Below are 26,887 nucleotides of genomic sequence, written 5' to 3' on the forward strand. Positions count from 1 at the left end.
ACTTACATCAGTGCATATTTTCAGCAGGTTTTGATACCACTGCCTCTTCTGCCTTCTTCACAGCCTCGTTTATGTTTGAACATATATTATACGCACCTATCTTTTGATCGAAGCCGGATTTGATCAATACACGGCGCACATCATCGTTTACTCCCGAAAGGATCATGTGTATATTTTCAGCTTTCGATAAACGGAACAAACTTTCCAGGTTATGCAGGCCTGTCGAATCCATGAACGGGACTTTACGCATACGGATGATACGTACTTTGGGTTTGTCACCGATCACCTTCATCACATCATCAAATTTGTTCGCTACACCGAAGAAGAACGGACCGTCGATTTCGTACACTTCAACCCCTTTCGGCAAAACCAATACCTCTTCATCATGGCGTATCTCTCCATCATCGGACAGGTCGATTTCGTCTTTGGTTACTGAAACGCGAGTTGTCTCTGCCACACGATGCATAAACAGGAACATGGCGATCAATAAACCGATCTCGATGGCAATAGTCAGGTCGAAGATAACGGTCAGGAAAAAAGTAACCAGTAGTACGGAAACATCGCTTTTCGGGTTTTTCATCAATGAACGGAACGTGCGCCATTCACTCATGTTGTAAGATACGATAATCAACACACCTGCCAGGCAAGCCATTGGGATATGTTTGGTTAACGGTCCCAGGAACAGTAAGATCAACAACAGTACAATAGCATGGATTATACCGGCTACCGGTGTACGGCCACCGTTATTGATATTGGTCATTGTACGGGCGATAGCTCCGGTTACCGGAATACCTCCGAAAATAGGGACGATGATATTGGCAGCTCCCTGTGCGATCAGTTCGGTATTTGAATTATGTTTATCTCCGGTCACACCGTCGGCCACTGTGGCAGAAAGAAGCGACTCTATCGCACCCAGCATCGCAATGGTAAATGCCGAGGGGAGCAATAGGTTGATTGTTTCCATATTGAAAGAAATGGCTTCCGGTTGCGGGAGGGAAGCATTAATGGTAAAACGGTCGCCGATCGTTTCTATGCCTGTTATACCCAGCTGATTTCTCATGATATAGACAATGATCGTCATCACAATAATAGCAATCAATGAACCCGGAATCTTTTTGGAAAACCTGGGTGAGACGGCAATTATAACAATGCTGATAATTCCGATCACGAACGACCAGGGATTGATCGTATGGAAATGTTCGAAGTAAGCAATCCATTTGGATATGAAATCGGCCGGAACCTTTTCCATTGTCAGCCCGAACAGATCCTTCATCTGTGTAGTGAAAATGGTCAACGCAATACCGCTGGTAAAGCCGACAACGATCGGATAAGGTATAAATTTGATAACCGTCCCCAGTTTTAATGCTCCCATTACTACCAATATAATTCCGGCAATCACCGTAGCTATAGCCAATCCTTCGATACCGAAATTCTGTATAATTCCGTATACGATAACGATGAAAGCTCCGGTCGGACCACCGATCTGTACGGAATTTCCTCCCAGAAGAGAAACGATAAATCCACCGATTATTGCCGTAATCAATCCTTTTTCCGGACTTACTCCCGAAGCGATACCGAATGCGATGGCCAGTGGAAGGGCAACAATACCCACGATGATTCCTGCCATCAGATCGGTCATAAACTTTTCTTTGGAATAATTTTTCAGCGCCGATATAAGTTTGGGCTGAAAATCAATTTTGCTTTTCATCTTTCTGCCTATTATGTTAAATTTTGATGCAAAGATACAATAATATTTATCGAAAGTGTATATAATCGGGTATTTTGCAATGTCGACATTTCAAAAAAGCCAAATTTGGGTTGGGGTTTATGCAAAGTCGGTTACATTCTTCTAAAAGCTATCGGTAAATACTGCCGGATGATAGACATAGTTTATAATCCGATAGATATATTTTAAGTAAATGAATGAATTAAATTATTAAACAATTTCATAACTTTGAGAGTTATTTGAATAGGGCGATTTAGACAAACTCATTTTATATTACATATTAGCATTATGGAAAAAAGTATTAAAGGTACACGTACAGAACAGAATCTGTTGAAATCATTTGCCGGAGAATCTCAGGCAAGAAGTCGTTATACATTCTTCGCAAGCACAGCCAAAAAAGAAGGCTACGAACAAATTGCCGGTGTATTTATGGAAACTGCAGAACAAGAAAAAGAACATGCAAAGCGTTTCTTTAAATTCCTGGAAGGTGGCATGGTTGAGATCACAGCATCTTATCCTGCCGGTGTAATCGGCACAACAATGGAAAACCTGGCAGAAGCTGCTGCCGGCGAAAACGAAGAGTGGGCTGAACTATATCCTGCATTTGCCGATATTGCAGAAGAAGAAGGTTTCAAACAAATCGCTGTTGCTTTCAGAATGATTGCAAAGGTTGAAGCTGAACACGAAAGACGTTATCGTAAGTTGTTGGCAAACCTGACTGAAGGTAAAGTATTTGAAAAAGACGAAGCTATCTTCTGGCAGTGTCGCAACTGTGGTTTCGTGATCGAAGCAAAGAAAGCTCCGATGAAGTGTCCGGCATGCGAACACCCGCAGGCATTCTTCGAACCAATGAAGCAAAATTATTAAAAAATTTCCTTATCAGGATTTAATTTAGGACGTTCCCAACTAATATATTTTGGTTGGGAACGTTTTTTATTTGTAGTGAAGTGAATAAAATATATCTTTACCAACGTATTACGACTTAATTCTAACTTTTCGTGAACCTTTGACTGAATGAGTATATCGATAAAGAACCTTAATAAGGTATATCCGAACGGAAACCACGCATTGAAAGATGTGAATCTGGAGATACCGACAGGAATGTTCGGACTGTTGGGTCCGAATGGTGCCGGAAAGTCTACATTGATGCGTATCCTGGTTGCTCTGATGGAGCCGACTTCCGGTCAAGTGGATATCTGTGGGTATGATCTGCTCAGGCAGCGCAAAGAGATCAGAGGCATATTAGGTTATCTTCCGCAGGACTTCCGTTTCTTCGCAAAGTACAAAACACATGAGTTTCTGGATTATGCTGCCCGTCTGTCGGGTATGACTAACGGTAAACAAAGAAAGCAGGCTGTAGATGCTATGCTCGAAAATGTAGGTTTGTTCGATGTGCGCGAACGGTATGCAAATAAACTATCGGGTGGTATGAAGCGGCGTTTGGGGATTGCCCAGGCATTGATCCATCATCCGAAAGTGATCATTGTGGATGAGCCGACCACCGGACTCGATCCTGAAGAACGTATCCGTTTTCGTAATCTGCTTTCGGAAGTGAGTGAGAATGACGTAACGATCATCCTTTCTACCCATATCGTGGGAGACATATCCAGTACTTGTAATTGTATGGCGCTGATGAACAAAGGACAGGTTTCTTTTTACGGTTCACCGCAGGATATGTTGAAACAAGCAGAAGGAAAAGTCTGGCGTATAAAAGTAACCGGCGACCAATTGCACGAGGTAGATAAGAAATACCCCGTAATCTCGACCATTCCTTCCGGCTCCGGTTGGGAAGTGCAGGTTGTGGCTGATGAGATCGTAGGATATGAAGCTGAATCGTATCCTCCCAATCTGGAACATGCTTATGTGTATTATATGGAGAATAAACTGAACCTTTGGACCAACGATTAATAACCTTTTAATTGACCCTCTATGTCGTTTATCAACAATATACAATCGGTAGCAAAATACGAAAGTAAAATTCTGATCCGGAGCTGGTTCTTTAAAGTGTTTACCATACTGGCCATTCTGATACTCGGATTTTTTGACTTTGCTCTGCTGATCATGGAAGACTCCGGTGGTTTTTGGCTGGTGAAGGCCATACCGGCCAATCTCCCTTACTTGAACCTGCTCTTATTAAATACCGGACAGGCGGTGATCTGTATATTTCTTTCTTCGGAATTCCTGAAGAGGGATAAGAAACTCGATACTTCGGAGGTGTTTTATGTCCGTCCGTTAAGCAATGCCGAATATGTGATCGGTAAAATATGGGGAAACCTGCGTGTTTTTCTGATCCTTAACCTGATCATCATGGGAATAGCTTTGCTGTTTAACTTTATGACTTCAGGAATGGCGGTAGACTGGATGGCGTATATTCTTTATTTCCTGTTGATAAGTATTCCGACGTTGGTTTTTATCATCGGGTTATCCATTTTCCTGATGCTGGTATTGAAGAACCAGGCACTTACCTTTATTATCCTGTTGGGATATATCGGTCTGACAATCTTTTATATCAGTGATAAATTCTATTATTTATTCGATTATATGGCTTACAGCCTGCCGTTGGTAAAATCTACGATTGTCGGTTTTACCAATTGGGAGACAGTCTTAAACCATCGGGCGATCTATTTCTTTGCCGGCCTGGCCTTTATCTTTTTTACGATCTTTCTGTTCAGACGTCTGCCTAATTCTTCACGCAGCAATTATCCCTGGTTGTTGCTTTCCCTTTGTATGCTGTCGATCAGTGGAGCTGCCGGTTATAAACATGTACATTCCATATTGCTGGAGAGCGATATGCGTGCGTTGTATACCGCTATTAATAATAAATATGTGCATACCCCTAAAATGATTATAGACCGGTATGATATTTCATTCGAGCAACTACCGGAAACATTCTCTTCGGAAGTGACAATGAAAGGAACGGCATTGGAGCCTGCTTCTGTCTTTACTTTCTGTCTGAATCCGGGTTTGCAGGTACAGGAAATAACATGGGGAGGGAAGAAGCTGGATTTTGAGCGGGATAACCAGATCCTGTTGGTCGATTTCGGTGAAAAGATCGTTCCTTCCGATACGGTTACTTTCTCTGTTAAATATGGTGGAAGAATAAACAGCCGGTTTTGCTATCTGGATATTCCGGCTAAGGTATTGCAGCAGGAATATAAAAATTTCCTGTTCAATATAGATAAACAATATGTGTTCCAGACGCCGGATTATGTATTGTTTACTCCCGAAACATATTGGTATCCTCGTCCCGGTACGGCTTACAGCGATCTTAGTTCTGATTGGCAACAGACTTATTTCAGTAAGTTCGGGTTGCAGATAAAACCGCTTCCCGGCTTGGTTCCCTTATCGCAGGGAGAAAGTGTGAAAGCGGAAGACGGCAGCTATTCTTTTGCCGCCGAATATCCGGCACAGACGGTTTCATTGATTATCGGTAAATATAAACAACAAACACTGGAGTCTGACAGTACCCTATATAGTATCTGGCATATTGAAGGGAACGATTACTATACGGCTACTTTTGATTCGATCCGCGATACGATCCCTTCTTTTATTCATAATATCAGGGAGAATCTGGAGCGTACCTACAAACTGTCTTATCCGTTCAAGCGTTTTTCTGTTGTAGAGGTTCCCGTGCAGTTCTCTACCTATCCCCGCGCTTGGTCGCAGGCACAGGAAGCAGTACAGCCGGAAATGGTTCTTTTTCCGGAAAAAGGTTGTGTATTCGGACAGTTGGATGTCGACAGGGCCTGGAGGAACCAGCTTAAATGGTCGAAAAATGGAGGCCGTGAAATTACTGAGAAAGAAGCAAAAATACGGACATTGAATAACTTTCTTTGGATATTTACCCGTCCGGAGGGGAATTATAACTTCTCATCCAGTGGTCGTGGAAATTATAATATCTCGTCACAAGCAAACCCCTACTTCCTGTTTCCACAGTTATACAATTTCCGGTATAATATATTTTCTCCCGAATGGCCGATAGCGAATACGGCTATTGAACTGTACTTGCAAAAAAAGTCGGATAACTCGGGTTGGGAACGTGATATCAATGGTATCAGTAATAATGAAAAGGCAAGCCTGCTGATGGAGAAGCAGACTTTTAAAGAACTGCTTACGGACGTGGAATACCGCGATCTATTGAATAATATCATCAGTCTGAAGACGTACCGGCTGTTTGCCGTACCCGAAATCAATATCGGAGTGGATGCTTTCAGGGATTCTCTTTATACATTGCTGGAACGGAATACGTTCCGGAATATCCAGTTTGAAAACTTATTGGATACGCTAGGCCGGGTGAGCCATGCAGATATTCGTTCGGGTTTTTCGGAGTGGGAACGTCTTACGCCTCTTCCTTATTATAGTGCTGAACGGTTTGAGGTAACTAAAGTGACAAACAGAGGGGAGGAGAATTTTGTGTTGAAAGTACAGATAAGTAATAATTCGGATAATGAAGGTATCGTCCATCTCGAAATACAGGGGGTACAACGGGGTGGTGGGAATCCCGATCCGCGTGCTAACCGTAAAATCGTACTGGAACCGCATCAGACGAAATTGTTGGTATCCGTATGGGAGAATGCTCCGCGGTATGTAATGGTCAACACTATGATCTCCGGGAATTTGCCGAGTGTAATCAGTCAGCAGATAGGAAATATAAAAGAAGAGAGAAGGCGAGATGTGGATGTCGAAGGAGATTTTATCATTTCCGGTTCTTCACGTGAAAATACGGATGAGATCATTGTCGATAACGAGGATGATTCTCTATTCGTTCTATCTGAACCGGATGTAGTGGGACTGCTTCCTAAATGGTTGGATAAAGTGGAAGATACCTCCTTTAAATATTCCGGTGTTTCCGACTGGCGTCCGCCGTTACAATGGACGGCTACAACCAATAACAACTATTATGGTAAATACATCCGCTCTGCTTATGTGATAAAAAGCGGCAATGGAAGTCAGACAGCCACCTGGAAGGTCCCTATACCGGCCGAAGGACAATATGATCTCTATTATTACGTGAGCAAAAGTAATGAATTGCGGTATAATGACCGGGTAGAAGGTGAATACCATTTCAAAATAAGGCAGGGAGAGGAGCCGGAAGATGCCTATATCAACCTGCGGAGAGCCAATGAAGGCTGGGAGCAGTTGGGTGTTTATTATTTCACGGCCGATACGGCTTATATCACCCTGACAAATGAGTGTAAACTAAGAAGTGTAGCGGCGGATGCCGTTAAACTGGTCAAACGATACTAATTAATATGATCTGAATATGCAAAGAGAGTTACTATTGATGAAAAAGATGATCCTTACGATTGCCGTACTGCTGGGAGTGCCGCTGACAGTTCACGGACAACTGTCTCTGACCATTGAGAAAGCGTTGGATATAGCGGAAGAGAACAGTCCGACTCTGCGTCGTTCGCATATGAATCTGGACCGGTATCAGGAGAATCTGGTTGCCCAACGGGCTTCCCTTAAATCCCGGTTCTCATTAGATCTGAATCCGGTGGATTATAATAAAAACCGCCGGTTCGATAACCGCCTGTCGCAGTGGTACACCAATGAAACGTTCAGTTCGAGCGGTACATTCCGGGTAGACCAGCCTATCTTGTGGACGGATGGTGTAGTCTCTTTGATAAACACCTTCGGCTGGCAGGATAATAACTCGGATGTGGAAGGTTCGACGAATAGTAACAAGGCATTTAACAATAACCTTTACCTCCAACTCTCGCAACCTATCTTCACTTACAACAAGCGGAAAATGGAGCTGAAACAGATCGAGTATGATTACGAGAATGCCAATATCAGCTATGCCCTGCAACGGCTGAATACCGAAAAGGATATAACTAACCAGTTCTATAATGTCTATATGGCGCAGAGCCAGTTGGCTATCACCCGCGAAGAACTGGTGAATGCCCGGCAAAGTTACGATATTATAAAGAATAAGGTAGAAGCCGACCTGGCGGCAAAAGACGAACTCTTCCAAGCGGAACTCAACCTGGCTACCGCCCGTTCATCGGTAGAGGAGCAACAGGTTTCACTTGAAAATGCGAAGGATAAGTTAAAACAGACATTGGGTATGAATCTGAATGAAGACTTGATGGTGTTTGCCGAAATAGATATCAAACCAATCGATGTAAATCTGCAACAAGCAATTTCACACGGCCTGGAATCGCGCCTGGAACTTCGCCAGCGTGAGATAGAGAGTGATGAACTGGGGTTTGAAATGATTAAAACGAAGGCGCTGAACGAGTTCAAAGGTGATATTGCCGTCTCTTTCGGTTTGATCGGTGACAACCGTAACCTGAAGAATATTTATGATAATCCGACACAGAACCCACGTGTTGCGATCAGCTTCTCTGTACCCATCTTCGACTGGGGAGAAAAGAAAGCCCGCGTTCGTGCACAGAAAGTAGCACAGAAGATTAATGAACTCGATTTTCATGAAGACAAGGTAGACATCGAATTGAATATCCGTCAGGTATGGCGTAACCTGGAGAACCTGCGTACACAAATAAAAATTGCCGAACAGAACGTAACGAATGCCCAGCTGACTTATGATCTGAACTTGACCCGCTACCGGGAAGGGGATCTGACCGGTATGGAAATGAGCCAGTTCCAGACACAGCTTTCCAATAAGAAGATCTCTTATACACAGGCCCTCATCAACTACAAGATCGAGTTGCTGAATCTTAAAATACTCTCGTTGTACGACTTCGAGCAGAATACTCCTATCGTTCCTATGAAAGACTTAATATCAGAAAAATAATCAGTCATGAAACAATATAGTCATACCCTTGCTACTCTTTTATTTGTAGCAGTAATAACTACCGGTTGTAACAATCAGCCGCAGAATGCTCCCAGTGATATTGCCACGCCGGTTTCTGTAACAGAACTGAAAAAAGGCTCTATTAGCAAGCTGATCAATACGACCGGCACGGCACAGCCAACCTATGGCGTGGACCTCAACTCTGAAATGAGCGGTCTTTATAAACTTCAGACTAATCCGAAGACAGGCAAACCTTTCAAACTGGGCGATCTTGTTGCGAAAGGGCAACTGATCATCCGCCTGGAAGATAAAGAATATGAGAATGGCATTGCCATCGATGCCAAAGAACTCAGCCTGGAGATAGCCGAGCAGGAGCAAAACAAACAAAAAGCACTGTATGAAAAAGGAGGAGTAACACTCAGTGAAATGCGTAACACCGAAGTAAAGGTGACCAATGCCCGTTACGATCTGGAGAATGCAAAACTTAGTCTGGAAAAGATGAACGTAAAGGCTCCTTTCGACGGTGTGATCGTCAACCTTCCTCATTATACGGCGGATGTGCGGGTGGAACAGGGCAAGCCGATGGTCGGAATTATGGACTATGCCCGGATGTATATGGATGTCAACCTGCCGGAAAGTGCTATCGGTTATGTGAAGGCGGATCAGCCGGTATATATCACCCACTACACATTGCCGGAAGATACGCTGAAAGCAGTGATCAGTGAACTGTCGCCGGCTATCAGTACAGAGACACGTACTTTCAAAGGAAAGGTACTCATACAGAACGGTGATCTGAAACTGCGTCCCGGAATGTTTGTCAAGGCTGATATCGTGGTAGACCGTGCCGACAGTGCTATTATCATTCCGAAAGATGTGGTACAGTCCAACCGTCGCCGCAAATATGTATTCATCGTGGATAAGAACACCGCCATTCTCCGGAATATTAAGACCGGAATGGAAGATGAGAATACTATCGAAGTACTGGAAGGATTGAACGAAAATGACAACCTTGTGACCAAGGGCTTCGAGACGCTGAAGGAGAATAGCAAAGTGAAAGTACAAAAATAGTGACCGATAGATTATAGTATGAAGAAGATCGTCAAATTTGCGGTAAGCAATCCGGTTACTATCTGTATGGTTGTACTGGCTATCCTGTTGTTGGGAAAGATCTCATACGACCAGCTGAGTGTCGACCTGCTGCCCGACCTGAATAACCCCCGGCTGTTTATCGAACTGAAGGCAGGCGAACGTCCTCCGGAAGAGATCGAGAAGCAGTTTGTAAAGAATATGGAGTCGCTGGCGATCCGTCAGAGCGACGTCACACAGGTCTCGTCGGTGGTGAAGGCCGGTTCGGCCCGTATCACGGTAGAATATACCTGGACGAAAGATATGGATGAGGCCTTCCTCGACTTACAGAAAGCCATGAATCCGTTTTCGCAGAATAAGGATATCACCGAGTTGAAGATCACACAGCATGATCCAAACCAGTCGCCTGTCATCCTGATCGGTATGTCGCATCAGCATATTACGGATATGGCGGAACTCAGGAAGGTTGCCGAAAGTTATATCCGCAACGAGCTGATCCGGTTGGAAGGTGTGGCCGAAGTAACACTGTCGGGGCAGGAGGAAAGTACATTGACCATACAGACCGATCCCTATAAACTGGATGCTTTCGGGTTGAAGATAGAAGATATCGCTTCCCGTATCGAAGCGAATAACCAGAGCATATCCGGTGGACGGGTCAGCGAGTTGGGTTTGCAGTATCTGGTAAAGAGTTCGAGCCTGTTCGCTTCGGAGGAAGATTTCGAAAACCTGATTGTCGGTTATAAACCGGTCAGCAAGCAGGAAGCGGGGACGAATGCAAACACTTCTTCTACGGCTTCTGCGGCGGCAACAGGGGATAAAGCCCCTCTTTTTCTCCGTGAAGTGGCAACAGTGAAGTTTGAAAATGCCCGTCCCGATAATATCGTCCGTATCAACGGGGAACGGAGTATCGGATTGTCTGTTTATAAAGAGATGCGTTATAATACGGTAAAGGTGGTGGACGGTGTCGCCCGTCAGCTGGGCATTATCGAACAGGCATTGCCCGGTTATCATTTTAAGGTGATAAGCAATCAGGGTACGTTTATTAAGAACGCGATAGGCGAGGTAAAGGACAGTGCTGTATTGGGGATCATTCTGGCGGTGGTTATCCTGTTCGTCTTCCTGCGCCGTTTCGGGACGACATTGATTGTCAGTATGGCTATTCCTATTTCGATTGTGGCGACATTCAATCTGATGTTCTTCAACGGGCTCACATTGAATATAATGACGTTGGGCGGACTGGCGCTTGGAGCCGGAATGTTGGTGGATAATGCGATTGTAGTGATCGAAAGTATCTTCCGCAACCAGGAGAAAGGCCTCTCTGTGCGCGAAGCTGCTATCAAAGGAACGTCGGAGGTGGCAGGGGCTGTGATTGCTTCCACGTTGACGACGGTGGTGGTCTTCCTGCCGATCGTTTACCTGCACGGGGCTTCGGGCGAGTTGTTCAAGGATCAGGCCTGGACGGTGACGTTCTCGTTGGTATCGTCCCTGTTTGTGGCCATCTTCGTTATTCCGATGTTGTATGACCGGTTGATGAAACGACCCTCTGCGTCGTCTGCGTTCGGTAATACTTTTTTGACTGATCGTTATTCTCGTCTGCTGCGCCGTCTGATCGGCCATCGCCGGATCGTTATTTCCGCAGCCGTTTTATTAATGGTGGCAACGGCTCTTCTGATCCCGTTTATCGGGACGGAGTTTATGCCGCGTATGGAAAGCCGGGCGTTTACCGTGGTAGTGAAGATGCCGGAAGGAACCCGTCTGGAACGGACATCCTCGGCTGTAGGAAACCTGGAGGAGATGCTTTATACTATTTCGGGAGATTCCTTATTGACGGTTTACAGCCATATCGGCGAAGGCAGTGGCTCCGAGAACGCTATCTTCGAAGGGGAGAACACGGCGATGATGAAGGTCCTTCTTTCACCGGAATGTCCTGTATCACCGGAAGCCGTGATCGAACAGTTCGTGCGCACGGCCGAAAATCCCGACGGACTGGAACTGACCATCCGGCAGGAGGAAAACTCCCTGAGTTCGCTATTGGGGAGTGAAGGTGCCCCTATCGTGGTAGAAGTAAAAGGGGAAGAACTGGATGAAATAGCCGATATCACCGAAGAGGTAAAGACCCGTATGCAGGGCGTAGGCGGATTATACAATATCGTTTCTTCCATCGAAGACGGTGCCCCGGAAATAACTATTTCCATCAACCGCACGATGGCGGGTATCAACAACCTGAGCGTCGCGACCGTTATCGAACAACTCAAGCAACAGCTCGGCGGCAAGGATGCCGGAAAGATGGAATACCGTGGTGAGATGCGCGATATCATTATTAAGACGCCCGATATTCCTCTTTATGCGCTGGGCGACCTGGTGATAAAGAACGGGGAACAGGAATTCCGCCTGCGGGAGATCGCTACCTTCGGCGAGTCGCAGGCCCCGAAAGAAATATACCGCCGGGGTCAGAACCGCATCAGCCGGGTGATGGCGAACATGGATGCCGGCCGGTCGCTGGACAAAGTGGCGGAAGAGATCCGCCGGTCGGTACGTGGCATTGAGCTTCCCGCCAATTATTCCATCACCGTGACGGGAGAGGAGGAAAAACGGCAGGAGTCGATCGACAGCCTTTTGTTTGCCCTTGCCTTGTCCGTCATTCTGGTTTATATGGTGTTGGCATCCCAGTTCGAATCGCTGTTGCATCCCTTCACGATCCTGTTGACCATTCCGTTGGCGGTGGTGGGAGCCATCCTGCTTTTCTTCATCACCGGAACGACCATTAATATGATGGGTGTGATCGGTATCGTGATGCTGGTGGGTATCGCTGTAAACAATTCGATCATCCTGGTAGACCGTATCAACCAGTTGAAAGCCGACGGTGCCCCGCTGACCGATGCTATCGTAGAGGCCGGGCAGCAACGTATCCGCCCGATCATCATGACCACGCTGACGACCATCCTGGCGCTGCTCCCGATGACGTTTAGCTTCGGGGAAGGTGCTTCGCTGCGCTCGCCGATGGCCATTGCCGTGATCGGAGGGTTGGTGACGTCTACTTTGATGAGTCTGATGGTGATACCATGCGTTTATTATGTATTGGAAAGGATGAAGAGCAGATGAAAAATAAAATGTGAATGATATGAACTTTTTACTACATAGAAGAATAACGATCTCGATGCTGTTCATAGCACTGTCCCTGTTGGGTTATGTGTCGTACCGACAGCTTCCGGTGGAGTTATTGCCCAATGCCGAACTGCCGATGCTCTTCGTCCAGGTCTCTTCCGGCCAGGATATGGACCCTTCGTATGTGGAATCGGAGGTGATCATCCCGCTGGAAGGCGCCATCAGTTCGATCGGAGGGGTGGATAAGATACAATCGACGATCGACAGCCGGCAGTCCAGTATACAGGTGGACTTTAAGAACACGGTCAACTTCAAGATCACCTCCCTGCGCCTGCAGGAGAAGATCAATGAGGTGGCAGCCACTTTCCCCGACGGCTTCACTGTGCAATTGCAGAAGGTGGATGTTTCGCAGTTGGCGAATAACTTTATGGTGCTTCAGGTGCGTGGCTCGGGCGGTATCGACCGTGTACGTAATATCGTGGATAAAGAGATCCGTACCGACCTGGAGAATGTCGACGGGGTGGCCTCTGTCAATATCTACGGCGGAAGGGAGAAAGCCATCGAGATACGCCTCAACCCGGAGGCGTGCCGGGCGTTGGACCTTACTCCTTCTAAAATAAGCAGCCTCCTGACGCAGAATACGCAGGATAAGGCCTTCGTGGGCTTTGTAGACGAGCCCGACAGTAAGTATTTCATCCATGTCAATTCGCTTTATACCCAGGTGGGCGATCTCGAGAACATTGTCGTGGCCCCCGGCCCTGTCCTGTTGAAAGATGTCGGAACCGTCTTCTTCGACTTGAAAGAAGAAAACTCTTTCAGCCGCGTGAACGGGAAAGATGCCGTGTCGGTTGCCCTGATGAACGACTCGCAGGCAAACCTGATCGACCTGTCGCACCGGGCTACCGAAGCAATCGAAAAGCTGAACCGGAAACTGGAATATCTCGACGTGCAAGTGGTGGTGCAGGAGAATACGGCAGAGACGATGGAGAATAATATCAACCAGATCATCAATCTGGCACTTGTAGGAGGCCTGTTGGCCATATTGATCCTCTGGCTTTTCCTGAAGAACCTGCGACTGGTGTTCTTTATCGCCCTCTCGATCCCGATCTCCGTCTATACGGCATTCAATTTCTTCTATGCTTTCGGGATAACGATAAACAGCCTGACATTGGTCGGCATGGCGTTGGCTATCGGGATGCTGCTCGATAACAGTGTGGTGGTATTGGAGAATATCTACCGCCTCTCCGCTTCCGGCGCTACGCCCGAACGTTCCGTGACGCAGGGGACGCGGGAGGTTTGGCGCTCTATTGTGGCGGCAACGCTGACCACGGTGACGGTCTTCCTGCCCTTTGTCTTTTCCGATAACTTTATGATCAAGCTGATCGGACATCATATCGGTGTTTCGATCATCTCCACGCTTACTATCTCGCTGTTTGTTGCCCTGTTGTTTATCCCGATGGCGACTTACACCTTGCTCCAAAGAAGGAACACGGACCACGCGGACTCGCACGGATTTAGTATAAGAAGTCTCTTTCCGCGGAAATCCGCGTGGTCCGTGTCGTCCGTGTTCCCAAAGAAGGACACTGTCTTCTACGAAAAAGTATCCATTAGCCAGCGTCCCGTACAGATCTACCTGGTTGCTCTCAAGACCTGTATGCGTAATCCGGGAGCTGTGATATTCGGTGCGATCATCCTTCTTTTCGTCACCCTCATCCTCTCCATCACCCTGAATGTCCAGCAGATGAAAGATGTCGATTCCGACCGTTTCAACATCTATGCCACCATGCAAACGGGCAGCACGCTCGACAATACCGACAAAGTCGTAAAGGTAATGGAAGAACGGCTGGCAGACTTTCCTGAGAAGCAAGACCTGATCTGCCGTATCCGTGAGACAGATGCCGTCCTTACTTTAGTCTTAAAGGCAGACTACCGGAAGATCGGAAAACGTCAGATAGCCGATATCAAAGCCGATGTGCAATCGAAACTGGCCAATATCCAGGGTGCCGAAATATCCGTGGCCGAAGCGATGGGCGGTGGCGGAGTCGGTGGCGGTAGTTCCGCTATGAGTGGCCTGGGTAGCTTTATGCGCCTGTTGGGTATCGGCGACAACCGTGAACGCATTGTGATAAAAGGTTCCGACTTCGACGTGATGCAACTGGTGGCTGAAGACTTCCGTTATTATCTCGATGAACAGGAGTTTATCCGCAATTCCAATGTATCCTACAACCGTCGTCAGCCGGAGATACGGCTTGATTTCGATCCTGTCTTGCTGACCTCGTATGATATATCCCGTGCCAATATCTCCACCGGACTGACGGCACTCAATTCGGAGTTCTCTTCCGGCTCCTCGTTCAAGATCGGCGAAGATACATATGATATTATCATTCGCAACGATGTCCCCGAAGAGGAAACGGACGGCGAGGAATCAAAGAAGAAAGAAAAGACAGTCGACGACCTGCGTGCCGTGCAGATAGAAAATGCCGCCGGAGGATTGCATAACCTCCAGGATCTGGCTTCTATCAATTATGGGCGGGGACGGTCGCGTATTATGCGTGTCAACCAGGATAAGCAGATCGAGGTGTTCTATAATTTCTCTAAGGACGTGGAGTCGTCCAAAGACTTGCTGGAAGGTTATCGCTCGGATATCGACCGGTTGGTGGCAGGTTATAACCTGCCTGCCGGAGTGGCCGTAGAGGTCTTTCACGAAGAAGACGAGTTTGCCGATTTTAAGTTCCTTATCCTGGCAGCCTTTGTCTTGATCTTTATGATACTGGCTTCTGTGTTCGAATCGTTGGTGACGCCTTTTGTCCTGCTCTTCTCCATTCCGTTGGCAGCTATCGGTTCCTTATTGGCCTTATTATTGACAAATAACAGCCTATTGAATGCCAATACCTTGACCGGATTCCTTATCTTGTTGGGAGTCGTGGTAAACAACGGTATTATCCTGATCGACTACTCCAATATCCTCCGTAAGCAAGGGTATCGCCGCAACCGGGCCCTGATGACAGCCGGCCTGTCGCGTATCCGCCCGATCCTGATTACTTCGATCACTACGATCGTTGCCATGTTCCCGCTGGCGATGGGCGATTCGGAATATGCCGGAGCGATCGGTGCGCCGTTTGCCATTACGGTCATAGGAGGTTTGGCTTTCTCAGCCTTGCTTACATTGATCCTGATCCCGACCGTTTGTATGGGGTTGGAAAATACATTGCAATGGTATCGTGGTTTGTCTCCTAAAATATGGATACTCCATCTTGTATTGTTTCTTCTGGGACTAGCCTGTATCTGGCTGTATGCCGATGGCATGTTGTGGCAGGCCATTTATCTGCTAATCCTTGTTTTCGGTATTCCGGGAGTGACTTATTTTGCACAAACCAGTTTGCGGCGGGCACGCTCGAAAGTGATTGATCCCGGAGAGGAGATTCATATCTCTGTTCGTAATCTGGTGAAGATATACGATTGGCCGGGGCGTATCAGTCGCCAATGGAATAGCGGTCTGTATATTCGCCGGCATTTGGGATTGAGTAATGAGTACCATTCCCTGAAGGATTTTGTGAATGTGATCTGGCAGTTCGGCATGTTGCATTTCGGTATCTGGTTCACCTGGTTCTTTATCAGTAACAAGCTTTGGATATTCCTGTTGTCGTTTGCCATTTATGCGACCGCCCTTTACCTGTGGCGGAAAGTCCGGGAATATCTCTACTTCCGTTTTGCGGAGAGTAAGGCTGTGAAGTATATAAACCGTATCATCTTCTGGAGTATCCCTCCGGTAATCCTGTTCGTCTTATTCCGGAAGATGGATAATACGAACCTGGTCGGTGTAGTCGGATTGATATGGGTGTTCTGTATAGCCGTTTATATCTCTTCCCAATATCTGTATGAGAAAGAGGTCAATATTGAGCGTATCAAAGGACGTCTGGCCGGTCTGCGCCGTTCGTGGTTCCGCATGGTGAAAAGTATCCCGCTGATCGGGAAACAACGGAAGCCGTTCAAGGCTTTGCGTGGAGTCTCTTTCGAGATCCGCACAGGGATGTTCGGTTTGCTGGGACCTAACGGAGCCGGTAAATCCACCTTGATGCGTGTGATCTGCGGTATTCTGGAGCAGAGCTACGGAAGCATTTGGATCAATGGCCTGGATACCCGTATCTACCGGGAAGAATTGCAAAGCCTTATCGGATTCCTTCCACAAGAGTTCGGTACCTACGAGAATATGTCTTCCTGGGAATTTCTCGATTATCAGGCGATATTGAAAGGTATTACGGATAACGAGGTGAGGAATGAACGCCTGGAATATGTCTTGAAAGCTGTCCATATGTATGAACGGAAGGACGACAAGATCGGTTCTTTCTCCGGTGGTATGAAACAGCGTATCGGTATTGCCCTTATCTTGCTCCATTTGCCGCGTATCCTTGTGGTAGATGAACCTACGGCCGGGCTCGATCCGCGTGAACGTATCCGTTTCCGTAATCTGCTGGTCGAACTGAGCCGCGACCGTATCGTTATTTTCTCTACCCATATCATTGAAGATATATCCAGTTCCTGCAGTCAGGTAGTGGTGATCAATAAGGGTGATCTGAAGTATTTCGGTGACCCGATAAATATGGTGGATATGGCTGCCGGTAAGGTATGGCAGTTCCATATCGGGCGTGATGAATTCGAGAAAGTACTGGATAAGACAATGGTGATACATCATATCCAGGATGGCGATACGATCCAGGTGCGTTATCTCTCTATCGTATTGCCTTATGAAGGTGCCGTACAGGTGGAGCCAAACCTGGAAGATGCTTATCTCTGTTTATTAAAGAATATGAATAACTGATATGACGACGAAACAACTCATACAATTACTACCTAAAGTAGTTAAATATAACCTGAAGATCATCTTTGCCGGGAAGTTCATCTGGTTCCTGTTGGCAGCCTTTGTCTTCTTTGCTTACTTCATGTTTCAGGCTGCTTGGAATCGGGCGGAGATCAACGAGGGGCTTATTTATAACCTGTTGATGTTCCCCTGTGTGTTACTTGTTTTCTATCCGGCCGTTTTCGGTATCCAGAACGATGAGGACAACCGTATACTGGAGATATTGTTCGGTATCCCTGACTATAAGTACAAGGTGTGGGGAGTGCGCCTCCTGATGATTTATGTGGCTATCTTCTTTATCCTTGTGGCCTTCTCCTATGTGGCGACCTTATTGCTTTATCCGGTTAATCCGTTTGAAATGTCCATTCAGTTAATGTTTCCATTAGTCTTTTTCGGAAATCTGGCCTTTATGCTATCTACCATTACCCGTAGTGGCAATGGGACAGCGGTACTCACGATAATCCTGGCAATCCTTCTGTTGATAACCAGTGAAATGGATATAATAGAACGTTCCTTCTGGAATATCCTATTGAACCCATTTAAAGTCCCGGAAAACTTTCTTCCGGTGATATGGGAAGGACTTATCATTAAAAGCCGTATTTTCCTTTTTATCGGAGGAATCGTCTGGATGATGATAGGATTGCTGAATTTACAGAGAAGGGAGAAGTTTGTATAAAAAGGAAGAAGGTGTTGTAAAATTATATTTACAGCACCTTCTTTTATAAGACATATTATTGAAAGAGAGTGGTGATCCTCGTTAATATTTATATCTCATCCGGCCAGGGGCAAGGCTTTCCTGTCGCCTTGAACGATGGGCGCTGTGCCTCCATTTTTCGTAATTGCTTGCCCAGGTCTTTGGATAGTTTCTTTACCAGTTTGGGATGGGTAGCGGATAGATCATTCTTTTCTCCTATATCGTCGGGAATGTTGAACAATTCCTTCTTTCCGGTCTCGTAATAATAGATCAGTTTCCAATCCCCCTGGCGGATCGTGCAGGTTGCCCCGATACCCGGGCCGGTGTTTCCCCAAAGATTCGGGAAGTTCCAGTAGAGACTACGACCTTTCGAAGGATCGCCGGTGTTGGTCAGTAACGGCATGAAGCTGACACCGTCGACAGGCTGGATCGTTTTGTATTTCTTTATGCCTGCCATTTCGAGGATGGTAGGGAAGAAATCTTCGATGATGAGGTATTTATCTGTCTTGGTTTGCGGCTGTACTTTTCCCGGCCAGCTGACGATCATCGGTTCGCGGACACCACCTTCATAGGCGGAACCTTTACCGCTGTTCAGCGGGGAGTTCTGGGTATGGGGGACACCGTCACGCCATTCCGGTTCGGCAGCAAGTCCGCCATTATCCGACATGAAAAGGATAATGGTATTATCTGCCAGGTTATTCTTCTCCAGGTAATCCATGATATCTCCCAGGCTCTTGTCCATTCCCTCGATCAGGGCGGCATAAGCGGCCTCTTTCTCTCCCAATCCCTTGTCGATATACTTCTGGTAGAAACGCATATCCTTGTCGATCGGGACGTGGATGGCGTAATGCGACATATACAGGAAGAACGGCTGGTCGTATTGTTGTGCCTTATCCAACGCTTTCATGGCTTTCTGGGTTAAGGCTTCCGTGATGAAAATATCTTTTCCCCAATACTCATCCAGTCCCGGAACAGCAAACCAGGGACTCGGCTTCCCGTCTGTCCGGTTACCGAAATTGGCTTCTCCCAGATAGCTTGCCAGTCCGCCACCGGCATGTCCTGCAATATTCACTTCAAAGCCAAAATGATAGGGGTTCTCTCCCGGTGTATCGAGAGCTCCCCAATGGGCCTTCCCGCAATGGATGGTATGATAGCCGTTATCTTTCAGTATTTGGGCCATAGAAGTAACCTGGTAGGTATGTTCGATACCGGGAACTTCGCAGATACCGTTCACATTCCAGTCCGGCAATTCCAGTACATCGCTTTTACGGTCGGTGGAGGCATTCTTCGGATAGGTCCAGTTCGTTACCCGGTGACGGCCGGCATTCATACCGGTGTAGAGGCTGCAACGGCTCGGCGAACTGATACTGGAAGCATAAGCCTGGGTAAACATCATACCCTGACGGGCGAGACGTTCCATATTGGGTGTTTCGTATACTTCGTTGTAATGTGTCTTTTCCTTCCAGAAGGGAAGGGAAGTATCCTGCCAGCCCATATCATCTACTAAAAAGAGAATAATATTCGGCCGGTCCTGCGGGGTTGCCGCTTCGGCTTGTCCTGTCGTTCCCAGTAAGGGAATTGCAGCCAGGGAAAAGAATAGTCTCTTGTTCATATTCGTATCTTTTGAATGTTATTTGTTGATTGTTATTCTGCCCGGAGCAGATACCGGGATGCTCCGTAGTTCCCGTTTATTTCCTGATTCTACCCATACTTTAACGGTGCCCGGACAGAGAACATCCAGAGTGAGTTGTTTATCATTACGGGTAAGGATGCGGACTGTCGACGGCGAAAGGAATTTTTCCTGTACACCGATGACTGCCCAACCGTTAGCAACAGGGCAAAGATGATATAATTGGTCAGTGAAACCTTCCAATATGATTTGTTTATCCGTAGTCAGTTCGGTGGCAGCCTGTTTAGCCCAGTCATAAAGGATAATCCGCTGATCTTTGGGGCTTGCTTTCTCCGTCATCGTCTCACGCAGCAGATAATCGGCTTTACTGATCATAGCTTGCACGTTATGATACTGGGGAGAGGTGTTCAGGTTATAGCATATCAGCGATACGGCTTCATCACCGGTAGGGGCAAATACCCGGTAAGCTTTACCATCCTGTAGCGGGTTTGTGATAACCGATTCGGGTGTCGGGATGGCTGGAGCCTCGGGACGGAACAGCTTTCCTTCCTCATCGATCAGCGGTAATATGTTTTCTTTGATAAAATCAGCGGGAGAGTCTGACAGATAAACCGGACCACCGGACAGGGCTTTCGACCGGGCCATCAGGCTTCCGCAGACGGTATCGCAGGAATGGAACATATCATGGTCGGGCCATACGGTCTGCCCTTGCAATAACGTGTTGGTATAAGACTGGAACAGATGAGATTTTGCCATGTTCTCGCCATATTTTTTGTAATCGATGCTGACACGGGTTACACTACTATACAATGTATGGTCGATGTTCAGGATATTCTGTGCCATACAGTTCATCAGGCCGACCTGCTGGTTGTGCGTTTGCTCTTCCAATGCCAGGTTACACGCTTTGGCCTGACGTATAACTTCCGTATTTCCCATGTAAAGGGGCAACAGGAACGACTGGTTATCTATTTTAAGGAAATCGAAACCATAGTCTTTCAATGTCCTGACATAATATTGGTAGAATGCCCCGATATTCTCCTTCTCTTTTCCGGGAAGCATGCTGCCGTTATAGAGGTAAAGCGATTGTTTGATCTTTTCCGGGAAGTCGTTTTCCGGTGATATTCCCATCCAGTAACCGCAGAAGTTATACCATAATCCCATCCATTTTACTTTATTCTCCTTTTTCCGGGCCATGATGTTTTTCCATCCGTCAGGGAATCTCTCTTTATCCGGAACGAAGCTGGTAAGCTGGCGGTTCTTATTAGCCAGGTGTCCGTCGTCTATCAGGACATAGCGGATAGGGAGGCCGGACGCTTCGATACCGTCCAGGTCGTTCAGCATTTTTGTTTCGTCGATGTCAAAGTGGTAGTGCTCCCACGAACACCAGCCCAGATACTTGAAGGCTTCGAAGTAGTCTTTGTCCGACCTTTTTTGTAATGCCGAGATCTCCTTATTGCCTGTTAATGTTGTATATGCTTTGCGGATAGCGTCATAAGCCGTTTCCCCTTTTTGTACTAACAGGACGGGAGCTTGCGGACTGAGTCTATCTGTTCCTAATGTAGAGAGACAGACGGTGAGCGAACTGTCTTTATTTATCTGGAACCAACTGATGCTGTTATCTCCGGCTACCGCTTTGGTATATAAGAATTGCCCGTCGGTCAGCTCCAGTAATAAGGCATCTCCCAATACGGAAGGCGTTCCGTTTGAAGGAATGCCCGGATAAGTATCTTTTGTCAGGTCTTCCAGGCGGGTGAATACCCAGGGCAATAACCGGTTGGTATTGTTGGGCCACTGATAGTCGCCGGGACGGAAATCGCGGCTGAAGAAGATGCCTTGTTTATATTCCGGGACTTCTATTTTATAAGACAGGGTTTGCTGGCCGTCGGGAATTGCCTGTTCATAGAATACAGGTGCCTGTAATTTTGCCAGGCTGACAGCCTTAGTCATTTGAAAGGTTATTATATCATTGAATATTTTCCCTTTCTCGTAGACAAACGATGTCTGCCCCAAGACGGGAGGAGATAACCATACAGCACTCCCCAGCAACAGTGAAAAAAGATATGTTTTATGTTTCCTCATCTTCTCATTTATTCAACGTTATAAACACTGAAGTTGCGTATATCCGGTTGTGCTACCGATTGAGAGACCGTCAGGCGCAGAGCCGATGCTTCGATTGCCGGGAATTGTTCGATACGTTTATGTCCGACCGACTCACCCTCGCAGACGGTTTGCCATTTACCGTTTACTTTGGCTTCCACTTTATACCGGCGGATACGTTCGCCATTAGCGATATTCTCCTGGATAATGCAATGGTTGACTGCTTGTGGTTTATCCAGTTTCAGTGTCAGGCTTTTCTTTTGTCCCGATGCAGAGGCAATGGGAGAGGAGAAGCGGCGGTTGATCTCGTCGCCCCATTCTTTCAGCCGTTGCACATCGCCGGTAGGGATCAGTCCGGTCGTATCGGGAGTCAGTCCGACGATCAATGTAGCATTCCTTCCGACCGACTTGTAATACATGTTCATCAGGCTGTCTACCGGATAGACGGTATTCTCGTCGTCCGGCTCCCAGAACCATTCGTGACGTCCGTTCATGCCACGTAGCGGAGTGTCTGCCATAGCCGGGACCCAGTATTTACCATCCTGGTCGCCATGTTTCAATAGATCGTTATGGTTGCGACTTCCTTCCGTGTTGTTACTGTGTGAGTAAGGGTAGGGGAAAGAGGACCAGCAGGGATAACCGACCGTACCCGACTCGGAACCGCCCCAGCGGAAATCCGCCCGGTCTACATTATGATAGAAAAGGCATTCCGGCTGGTACTTGCTGACGATTGGCAATACATCCGGCCCGTCGCCTTTCGGATCGTCTGCGCCACCGTCAAACCAGATCATAAACAAATCTCCGTAGCGGCTGCAGAGTTCTTCCACCATGCGCTCGCAGAAATGTTTATACCATTGTTGACGGTTGGCGGCAAACTCTCCTTCTCCCTGCACCTTGAAATTATGAACGCCAAAAAGTGAATTCCATCGGATGCCGACATAGATGCCGGGCATTATATCGTATTTTCTACATGAATTGACGAAGTCGCGGATGATATCTCCTTTGCCGTCGCGCCATTTCAACGCTTTCAGGCAATAGGGGTTGACATCGCTCTGGTAAATGGCGAAACCCGTTTCGTGTGTTGCGGTCAGTACGGCGAACTTGGCTCCTGCCGCTTTGGCGGCCTGTACCCATTGATCGGTATTCAGTCGAGTCGGGTTGAAGATATTATAATCTTCTATCGGCTGGACGCGGTTATTACCCTGACCGTATTTAATGCCATCGAAGACATGGAGGTCATAATGGAAGACGACGCCCATTTCCGATTCGTGCCACTTCAACTGGTGAGGTGCCGGACGGGGGATCTCCGTTTGTTGTCCCATTGCCGGGAGAAAACTTACTATCAATAAGATTGCCAGGTAAAAATGTGCTTTCATGTGTATATTATTTACAGACAGTTTATAAAAGGATCGTTTGTCTTCTTCAACCAGTCTTTCAGCTGGCTGGAAAACTGGTTAATCAATTCCGGCTGATCGGGGGCGATGTTGTTTAGCTGGAAGGGGTCCTGTTCACGGTCGAACAGTATCCATTCGTCAGTCCGGCCGTTTGTAGCATGTACCGCAAATGTATATTTTTTTGTCCGGAAACCTCTGTAACCAGTCGTTAAATTTTCAGAGGAGACTTGATAATAAGGCTGTATTACCTCCCGGGCCTTGTCGGGGGAAAGGATGGAAGCAGACAGATCGAACGTCTCCACTTCGGCAGGTATCTCTTCCTTGAACCCCATTAACGACAATAGCGAAGGATAGAGATCGGCAAAACCGATCATCAGTGTCGAGTCGCGGCGCGGTGCGATCTTCTCCGGCCAGGTAAGTATCATCGGGACGCGCATGGCTTCCTCGTAGTAAATATTCTTTCCGATATGATCGTGCATCCCCATGCTGTCGCCATGATCGGAGGTGAATACCACAATGGTATTGTCGAAGAGGCCACGCTCTTTCAGTGCACGGATAATGCGGCCGACCTGGTCGTCTACGCCGGTCATGCAGGCATAATAATCCAATACGCTCTTCCGGTAGAAATCACCGTATTCCGTTCCTTTCGGTGCGATGATGGGAGAGTGGCACAATGATTCGACATCTACATTCCGGTATACCTCTTTGTATTTGTCGGGAACCAGGTTGTAACCGGTGTGAGGCGGGTTCATGGAGACGACCAGAGCGAAGGGCTTATCCCCGTCGCGGAGTTTATTATCTTGATTGGCGATATAGTCGATGGCCCGGTCGGCTTCATATTCCGGCCCCCATTGGTCGACGAAATAAAATTCTTCGCGGCCGGCATCCGTATTCCAGTACATAGGCTTCAGGTGATAATCGTAGGTGCCGTAGGCGATCCAATGGCTGAAACCGTGGCGGCGTTCTTTGGGACACCATTCGTTCCAGGCTATTTTTCCTTTGTTGTTATTTGTTTCGATGTAAGGTTGGTAAGGGGCATCCAGATGCCATTTCCCGATGTAACCCAATTCATATCCCTGGTCTTTCAGGACGTCCGACCAGCAACGTGCCGAGGCGGGTAGTTCGACATGATAAGGTGTATTATCCGAATTACAGTTACCCGTAACCTTGCTGCCGATCGGATATCTGCCCGTCATCAGCATTCCACGGGCGGGCGAAGATACGGGATAGCTGCTGATAGCATCCGTAAAATGTATGCCTTCGGCGGCGAGTTTATCCAGATTGGGAGTCTGTACGGGTTCTACACCCAGATAACCGATTGCCTGGCCGCGCCATTGGTCGGCCATGATGAAGACGAGATTGGGAGCGTCCGTTTTTACCTGTGCCTCTACCCGGTTCGGACAGGCTAAAAGGCCGGTAGCTATCAACAGCAAGTATTCAGATTGTATTTTCATATTCTTTTCGGGTATTATAAACTGTTTGCAGGACCGATTTTCCGGGTTGCCGAGGGAGTCGGATCGCTTTTGAACTCGAATTCGATCCCTCATGAGCTATTTTTTATCGCTTGCGAAGTCAAATTTAGATGTTGTTTGTGACTTCGCAAGCGATAGGACTTGATTTATTTCATGGCACTTGTTCCCGCCTGGACTTCCCAACCCGGGTTCTGGTAGATGTAAGCGGTGCTTATATCGCCACCTTTTTCCGGTGTACTCAGGCGGATCACGTCGTAAGCGATAGGAGCCAGGTAATGAGCTTTCATGAAAGTATATCCGTTGAATGCCTTGTTGTTGCGGTGTATCTGGTACGGGCGGAGATACTTGCTCGACTTACTGCTCGAAACGTTCGGTTCGTCGGTTTCGCCTTCCACTTTCAGGTCGTCATACAGTTTGTATTGTTCGTCCCAAAGGTTGAAACCTTCTACCTGGTAATCTTTCATCCGGTCGAGCGCTCTCCAGCGATACAGGTCGTCAAGACGCAGACCTTCGGCGATAAATTCCGAACGACGTTCGCGACGGATGTTATATAAGGTAGCATCCACCTGCTGTTCACCGGAATATACGGCGAAGTCGTTTTCTTTGGAAAGATCGGTTGCTGCAATCGTTTTCTGGATATCGTCGTCTACGCCGGCACGGTTACGCAAGGCTTTCCAATAAGCGATACTCTTGGCATCCAACGAATTGTTCAATACATAATGAGCTTCCATATAATTCAGGTAAGCTTCGGCTGCACGGAAGATTACACAACCGGTGTTGCTAGGCAATGTTGCTCCCATATTCGGGTCTTGATTCAAACCTTTACGCAAGCAATAGCCGGTTGTATTCTTATTTTCGGCGATAATCGTGATACCTGGACGACTGAATATATTGCTCGGGTTGATCTGGTCACCAGTGATACTCATTGATTCACGCAGGCGGTTGTCGCGGTTGGTAGCCACATCTGTCAGTGTTTTGTCTCCTTTATAACCGGAACCGGCTGCATAGATCGGCAGACCGTTTTTCATCAGATAACTTTCTACCAGCGAACGGGTAAAGCCGGTATTACCGCATCCGTTGCCACCAGGGTAAACGGCTTGCAGATAGGATACCACATAATGGAATATTTTCAATCCGATGTCATATTTTCTCCAAAGAATGACTTCGGGTTTGTCTGAAAGATCGATGCTGTTGAACATGCTGGAGTAATCTCCCAATGGGAACTTGTCTGCTACCTGTTCTGCAGCCTTCTTGGCTTCAGTCAGGAAGAACTGTACTTCGCTGTCCAGGTTGATGCTAAAACCGTTCAGGTAACTGGCGTTGGCACCCGGCCATCCCGGTCCACCCGGTACGCGGTCGGTTCCTGCGTGATATTTCAGCCAGGTTCCTTCATATAAAGCTACTCTCGATTTCAATAGAAGAGCTGCGTATTTTGTCAGACGATTAGCTTCGGGAGGTGTTTCCTTCAACATATCGGTAGCCTTATCCAGATCGGCGAGGATGAAGCGTGCCACTTCGTTCTGAGGGCGGCGCTGGTTGGCTTCGGCCAGTTCGACATAGTCATCCGAGAGCGCTTTGTCTACGATCGGGAAGTCGCCGTATTTCTTCATAAATGTGAAGTACTGGAAGGCACGGAAGAAATACATTTCGCCGATATAGTGACGGATATTTTCATCCAGGCCGGTAATCTTACCTTCTTCATATTTAGGTAATACGGTTTCAAGGAAATAGTTACAGTCGCGTATTTTCTTGAAGTCCCATTCTCCGCTGGTCGGTACGCGGCGTTCACCAGGTACGAAGTTGTCTTCTTCGGTTGTAGCGCATTGGTTATCGCTGTTGTTGTCTGTTTTGAAGACACCGATGCTGTATTCACCCGGTTTATGTGATGGTAATTCGCTGTACTGGGCAGCTCCGAAACTGGCTAACTCGGCTTCTGTGTTCAGATAGTGATCCGAAGTAACGGACGATAGCGGTTCGCGGTCGAGGAAGTCGTTACACGCAGTGAAACTCAGCGAACCGACTGCCAACGATAATATAATGATTGATTGTCTTTTCATGATGCTTT

Annotated in this window: 14 protein-coding genes; 8 read left to right on the forward strand and 6 right to left on the reverse strand. The window is 47.2% G+C overall.

Annotated features, from left to right (window positions below; all coding sequences use genetic code 11):
- Positions 1–7: 7 nt before the first annotated feature.
- Positions 8–1,708, reverse strand: coding sequence for a SulP family inorganic anion transporter (locus tag M1P97_RS17930; RefSeq protein WP_195370503.1), 1,701 nt, complete (start codon positions 1,706–1,708; stop codon positions 8–10).
- Positions 1,709–2,014: 306 nt separating this feature from the next.
- Here M1P97_RS17930 and rbr point away from each other — a divergent pair, with 306 nt between their 5' ends.
- From rbr to M1P97_RS17970, 8 genes are all read left to right on the forward strand, one after another.
- Positions 2,015–2,593, forward strand: coding sequence for a rubrerythrin (gene rbr / locus M1P97_RS17935; RefSeq protein WP_129730887.1), 579 nt, complete (start codon positions 2,015–2,017; stop codon positions 2,591–2,593).
- 147 nt (positions 2,594–2,740) lie between these two features.
- Positions 2,741–3,634 (forward strand): ABC transporter ATP-binding protein, encoded by an 894-nt coding sequence (locus tag M1P97_RS17940; protein WP_249389788.1) that lies wholly within the window; start codon positions 2,741–2,743, stop codon positions 3,632–3,634.
- A 21-nt stretch (positions 3,635–3,655) separates the two neighbouring features.
- Complete coding sequence (locus M1P97_RS17945) at positions 3,656–6,973, forward strand: golvesin C-terminal-like domain-containing protein (protein ID WP_195370501.1); 3,318 nt, start codon at positions 3,656–3,658, stop codon at positions 6,971–6,973.
- A gap of 16 nt (positions 6,974–6,989) precedes the next feature.
- A complete protein-coding gene (locus M1P97_RS17950; RefSeq protein ID WP_195370500.1) occupies positions 6,990–8,486 on the forward strand; it encodes a TolC family protein in 1,497 nt (498 codons plus the stop codon).
- Positions 8,487–8,492: 6 nt separating this feature from the next.
- Positions 8,493–9,554, forward strand: coding sequence for an efflux RND transporter periplasmic adaptor subunit (locus M1P97_RS17955; protein ID WP_249389789.1), 1,062 nt, complete (start codon positions 8,493–8,495; stop codon positions 9,552–9,554).
- Between the two features lie 18 nt (positions 9,555–9,572).
- Positions 9,573–12,674 carry an efflux RND transporter permease subunit gene (locus M1P97_RS17960; protein WP_249389790.1) on the forward strand — a complete coding sequence of 1,034 codons (3,102 nt, stop codon included), beginning with the start codon at positions 9,573–9,575 and terminating at the stop codon, positions 12,672–12,674.
- A 19-nt stretch (positions 12,675–12,693) separates the two neighbouring features.
- Entirely contained in the window at positions 12,694–17,496 is a 4,803-nt protein-coding gene (locus tag M1P97_RS17965) for an efflux RND transporter permease subunit (protein ID WP_249389791.1), read from the forward strand.
- Between the two features lies 1 nt (position 17,497).
- Complete coding sequence (locus tag M1P97_RS17970) at positions 17,498–18,211, forward strand: hypothetical protein (protein ID WP_195370496.1); 714 nt, start codon at positions 17,498–17,500, stop codon at positions 18,209–18,211.
- Between the two features lie 88 nt (positions 18,212–18,299).
- Here the strand turns inward: M1P97_RS17970 and M1P97_RS17975 are convergent, their stop codons facing one another.
- From M1P97_RS17975 to M1P97_RS17995, 5 genes are all read right to left on the reverse strand, one after another.
- On the reverse strand, positions 18,300–19,841 hold the full coding sequence (locus M1P97_RS17975) for a sulfatase (RefSeq protein ID WP_195370495.1): 1,542 nt from the start codon (positions 19,839–19,841) through the stop codon (positions 18,300–18,302).
- 18 nt (positions 19,842–19,859) lie between these two features.
- Complete coding sequence (locus M1P97_RS17980; RefSeq protein ID WP_249389792.1) at positions 19,860–21,938, reverse strand: Sip1-related alpha-galactosidase; 2,079 nt, start codon at positions 21,936–21,938, stop codon at positions 19,860–19,862.
- An 8-nt stretch (positions 21,939–21,946) separates the two neighbouring features.
- Positions 21,947–23,278: an alpha-L-fucosidase gene (locus tag M1P97_RS17985; RefSeq protein ID WP_394803930.1), complete on the reverse strand. Its 1,332-nt coding sequence runs from the start codon at positions 23,276–23,278 to the stop codon at positions 21,947–21,949.
- 65 nt (positions 23,279–23,343) lie between these two features.
- Positions 23,344–24,804 (reverse strand): sulfatase family protein, encoded by a 1,461-nt coding sequence (locus M1P97_RS17990; protein WP_249389794.1) that lies wholly within the window; start codon positions 24,802–24,804, stop codon positions 23,344–23,346.
- 164 nt (positions 24,805–24,968) lie between these two features.
- Entirely contained in the window at positions 24,969–26,879 is a 1,911-nt protein-coding gene (locus M1P97_RS17995; RefSeq protein WP_249389795.1) for a RagB/SusD family nutrient uptake outer membrane protein, read from the reverse strand.
- Between the last annotated feature and the right edge of the window lie 8 nt (positions 26,880–26,887).

Origin of the sequence: Parabacteroides leei (assembly GCF_023369805.1) — a bacterium.
GTDB lineage: Bacteria > Bacteroidota > Bacteroidia > Bacteroidales > Tannerellaceae > Parabacteroides > Parabacteroides leei.

Bases quoted from the DNA above. Each gene is read 5' to 3' on its own strand.
- M1P97_RS17965 (WP_249389791.1), top strand. From the start codon at position 12,694: ATGAACTTTTTACTACATAGAAGAATAACGATCTCGATGCTGTTCATA.
- M1P97_RS17995 (WP_249389795.1), bottom strand. From the start codon at position 26,879: ATGAAAAGACAATCAATCATTATATTATCGTTGGCAGTCGGTTCGCTG.
- M1P97_RS17970 (WP_195370496.1), top strand. From the start codon at position 17,498: ATGACGACGAAACAACTCATACAATTACTACCTAAAGTAGTTAAATAT.
- M1P97_RS17945 (WP_195370501.1), top strand. From the start codon at position 3,656: ATGTCGTTTATCAACAATATACAATCGGTAGCAAAATACGAAAGTAAA.
- M1P97_RS17960 (WP_249389790.1), top strand. From the start codon at position 9,573: ATGAAGAAGATCGTCAAATTTGCGGTAAGCAATCCGGTTACTATCTGT.
- M1P97_RS17955 (WP_249389789.1), top strand. From the start codon at position 8,493: ATGAAACAATATAGTCATACCCTTGCTACTCTTTTATTTGTAGCAGTA.
- M1P97_RS17985 (WP_394803930.1), bottom strand. From the start codon at position 23,278: ATGGGACAACAAACGGAGATCCCCCGTCCGGCACCTCACCAGTTGAAG.
- M1P97_RS17940 (WP_249389788.1), top strand. From the start codon at position 2,741: ATGAGTATATCGATAAAGAACCTTAATAAGGTATATCCGAACGGAAAC.
- M1P97_RS17990 (WP_249389794.1), bottom strand. From the start codon at position 24,804: ATGAAAATACAATCTGAATACTTGCTGTTGATAGCTACCGGCCTTTTA.
- M1P97_RS17980 (WP_249389792.1), bottom strand. From the start codon at position 21,938: ATGAGGAAACATAAAACATATCTTTTTTCACTGTTGCTGGGGAGTGCT.
- rbr (WP_129730887.1), top strand. From the start codon at position 2,015: ATGGAAAAAAGTATTAAAGGTACACGTACAGAACAGAATCTGTTGAAA.
- M1P97_RS17930 (WP_195370503.1), bottom strand. From the start codon at position 1,708: ATGAAAAGCAAAATTGATTTTCAGCCCAAACTTATATCGGCGCTGAAA.
- M1P97_RS17975 (WP_195370495.1), bottom strand. From the start codon at position 19,841: ATGAACAAGAGACTATTCTTTTCCCTGGCTGCAATTCCCTTACTGGGA.
- M1P97_RS17950 (WP_195370500.1), top strand. From the start codon at position 6,990: ATGCAAAGAGAGTTACTATTGATGAAAAAGATGATCCTTACGATTGCC.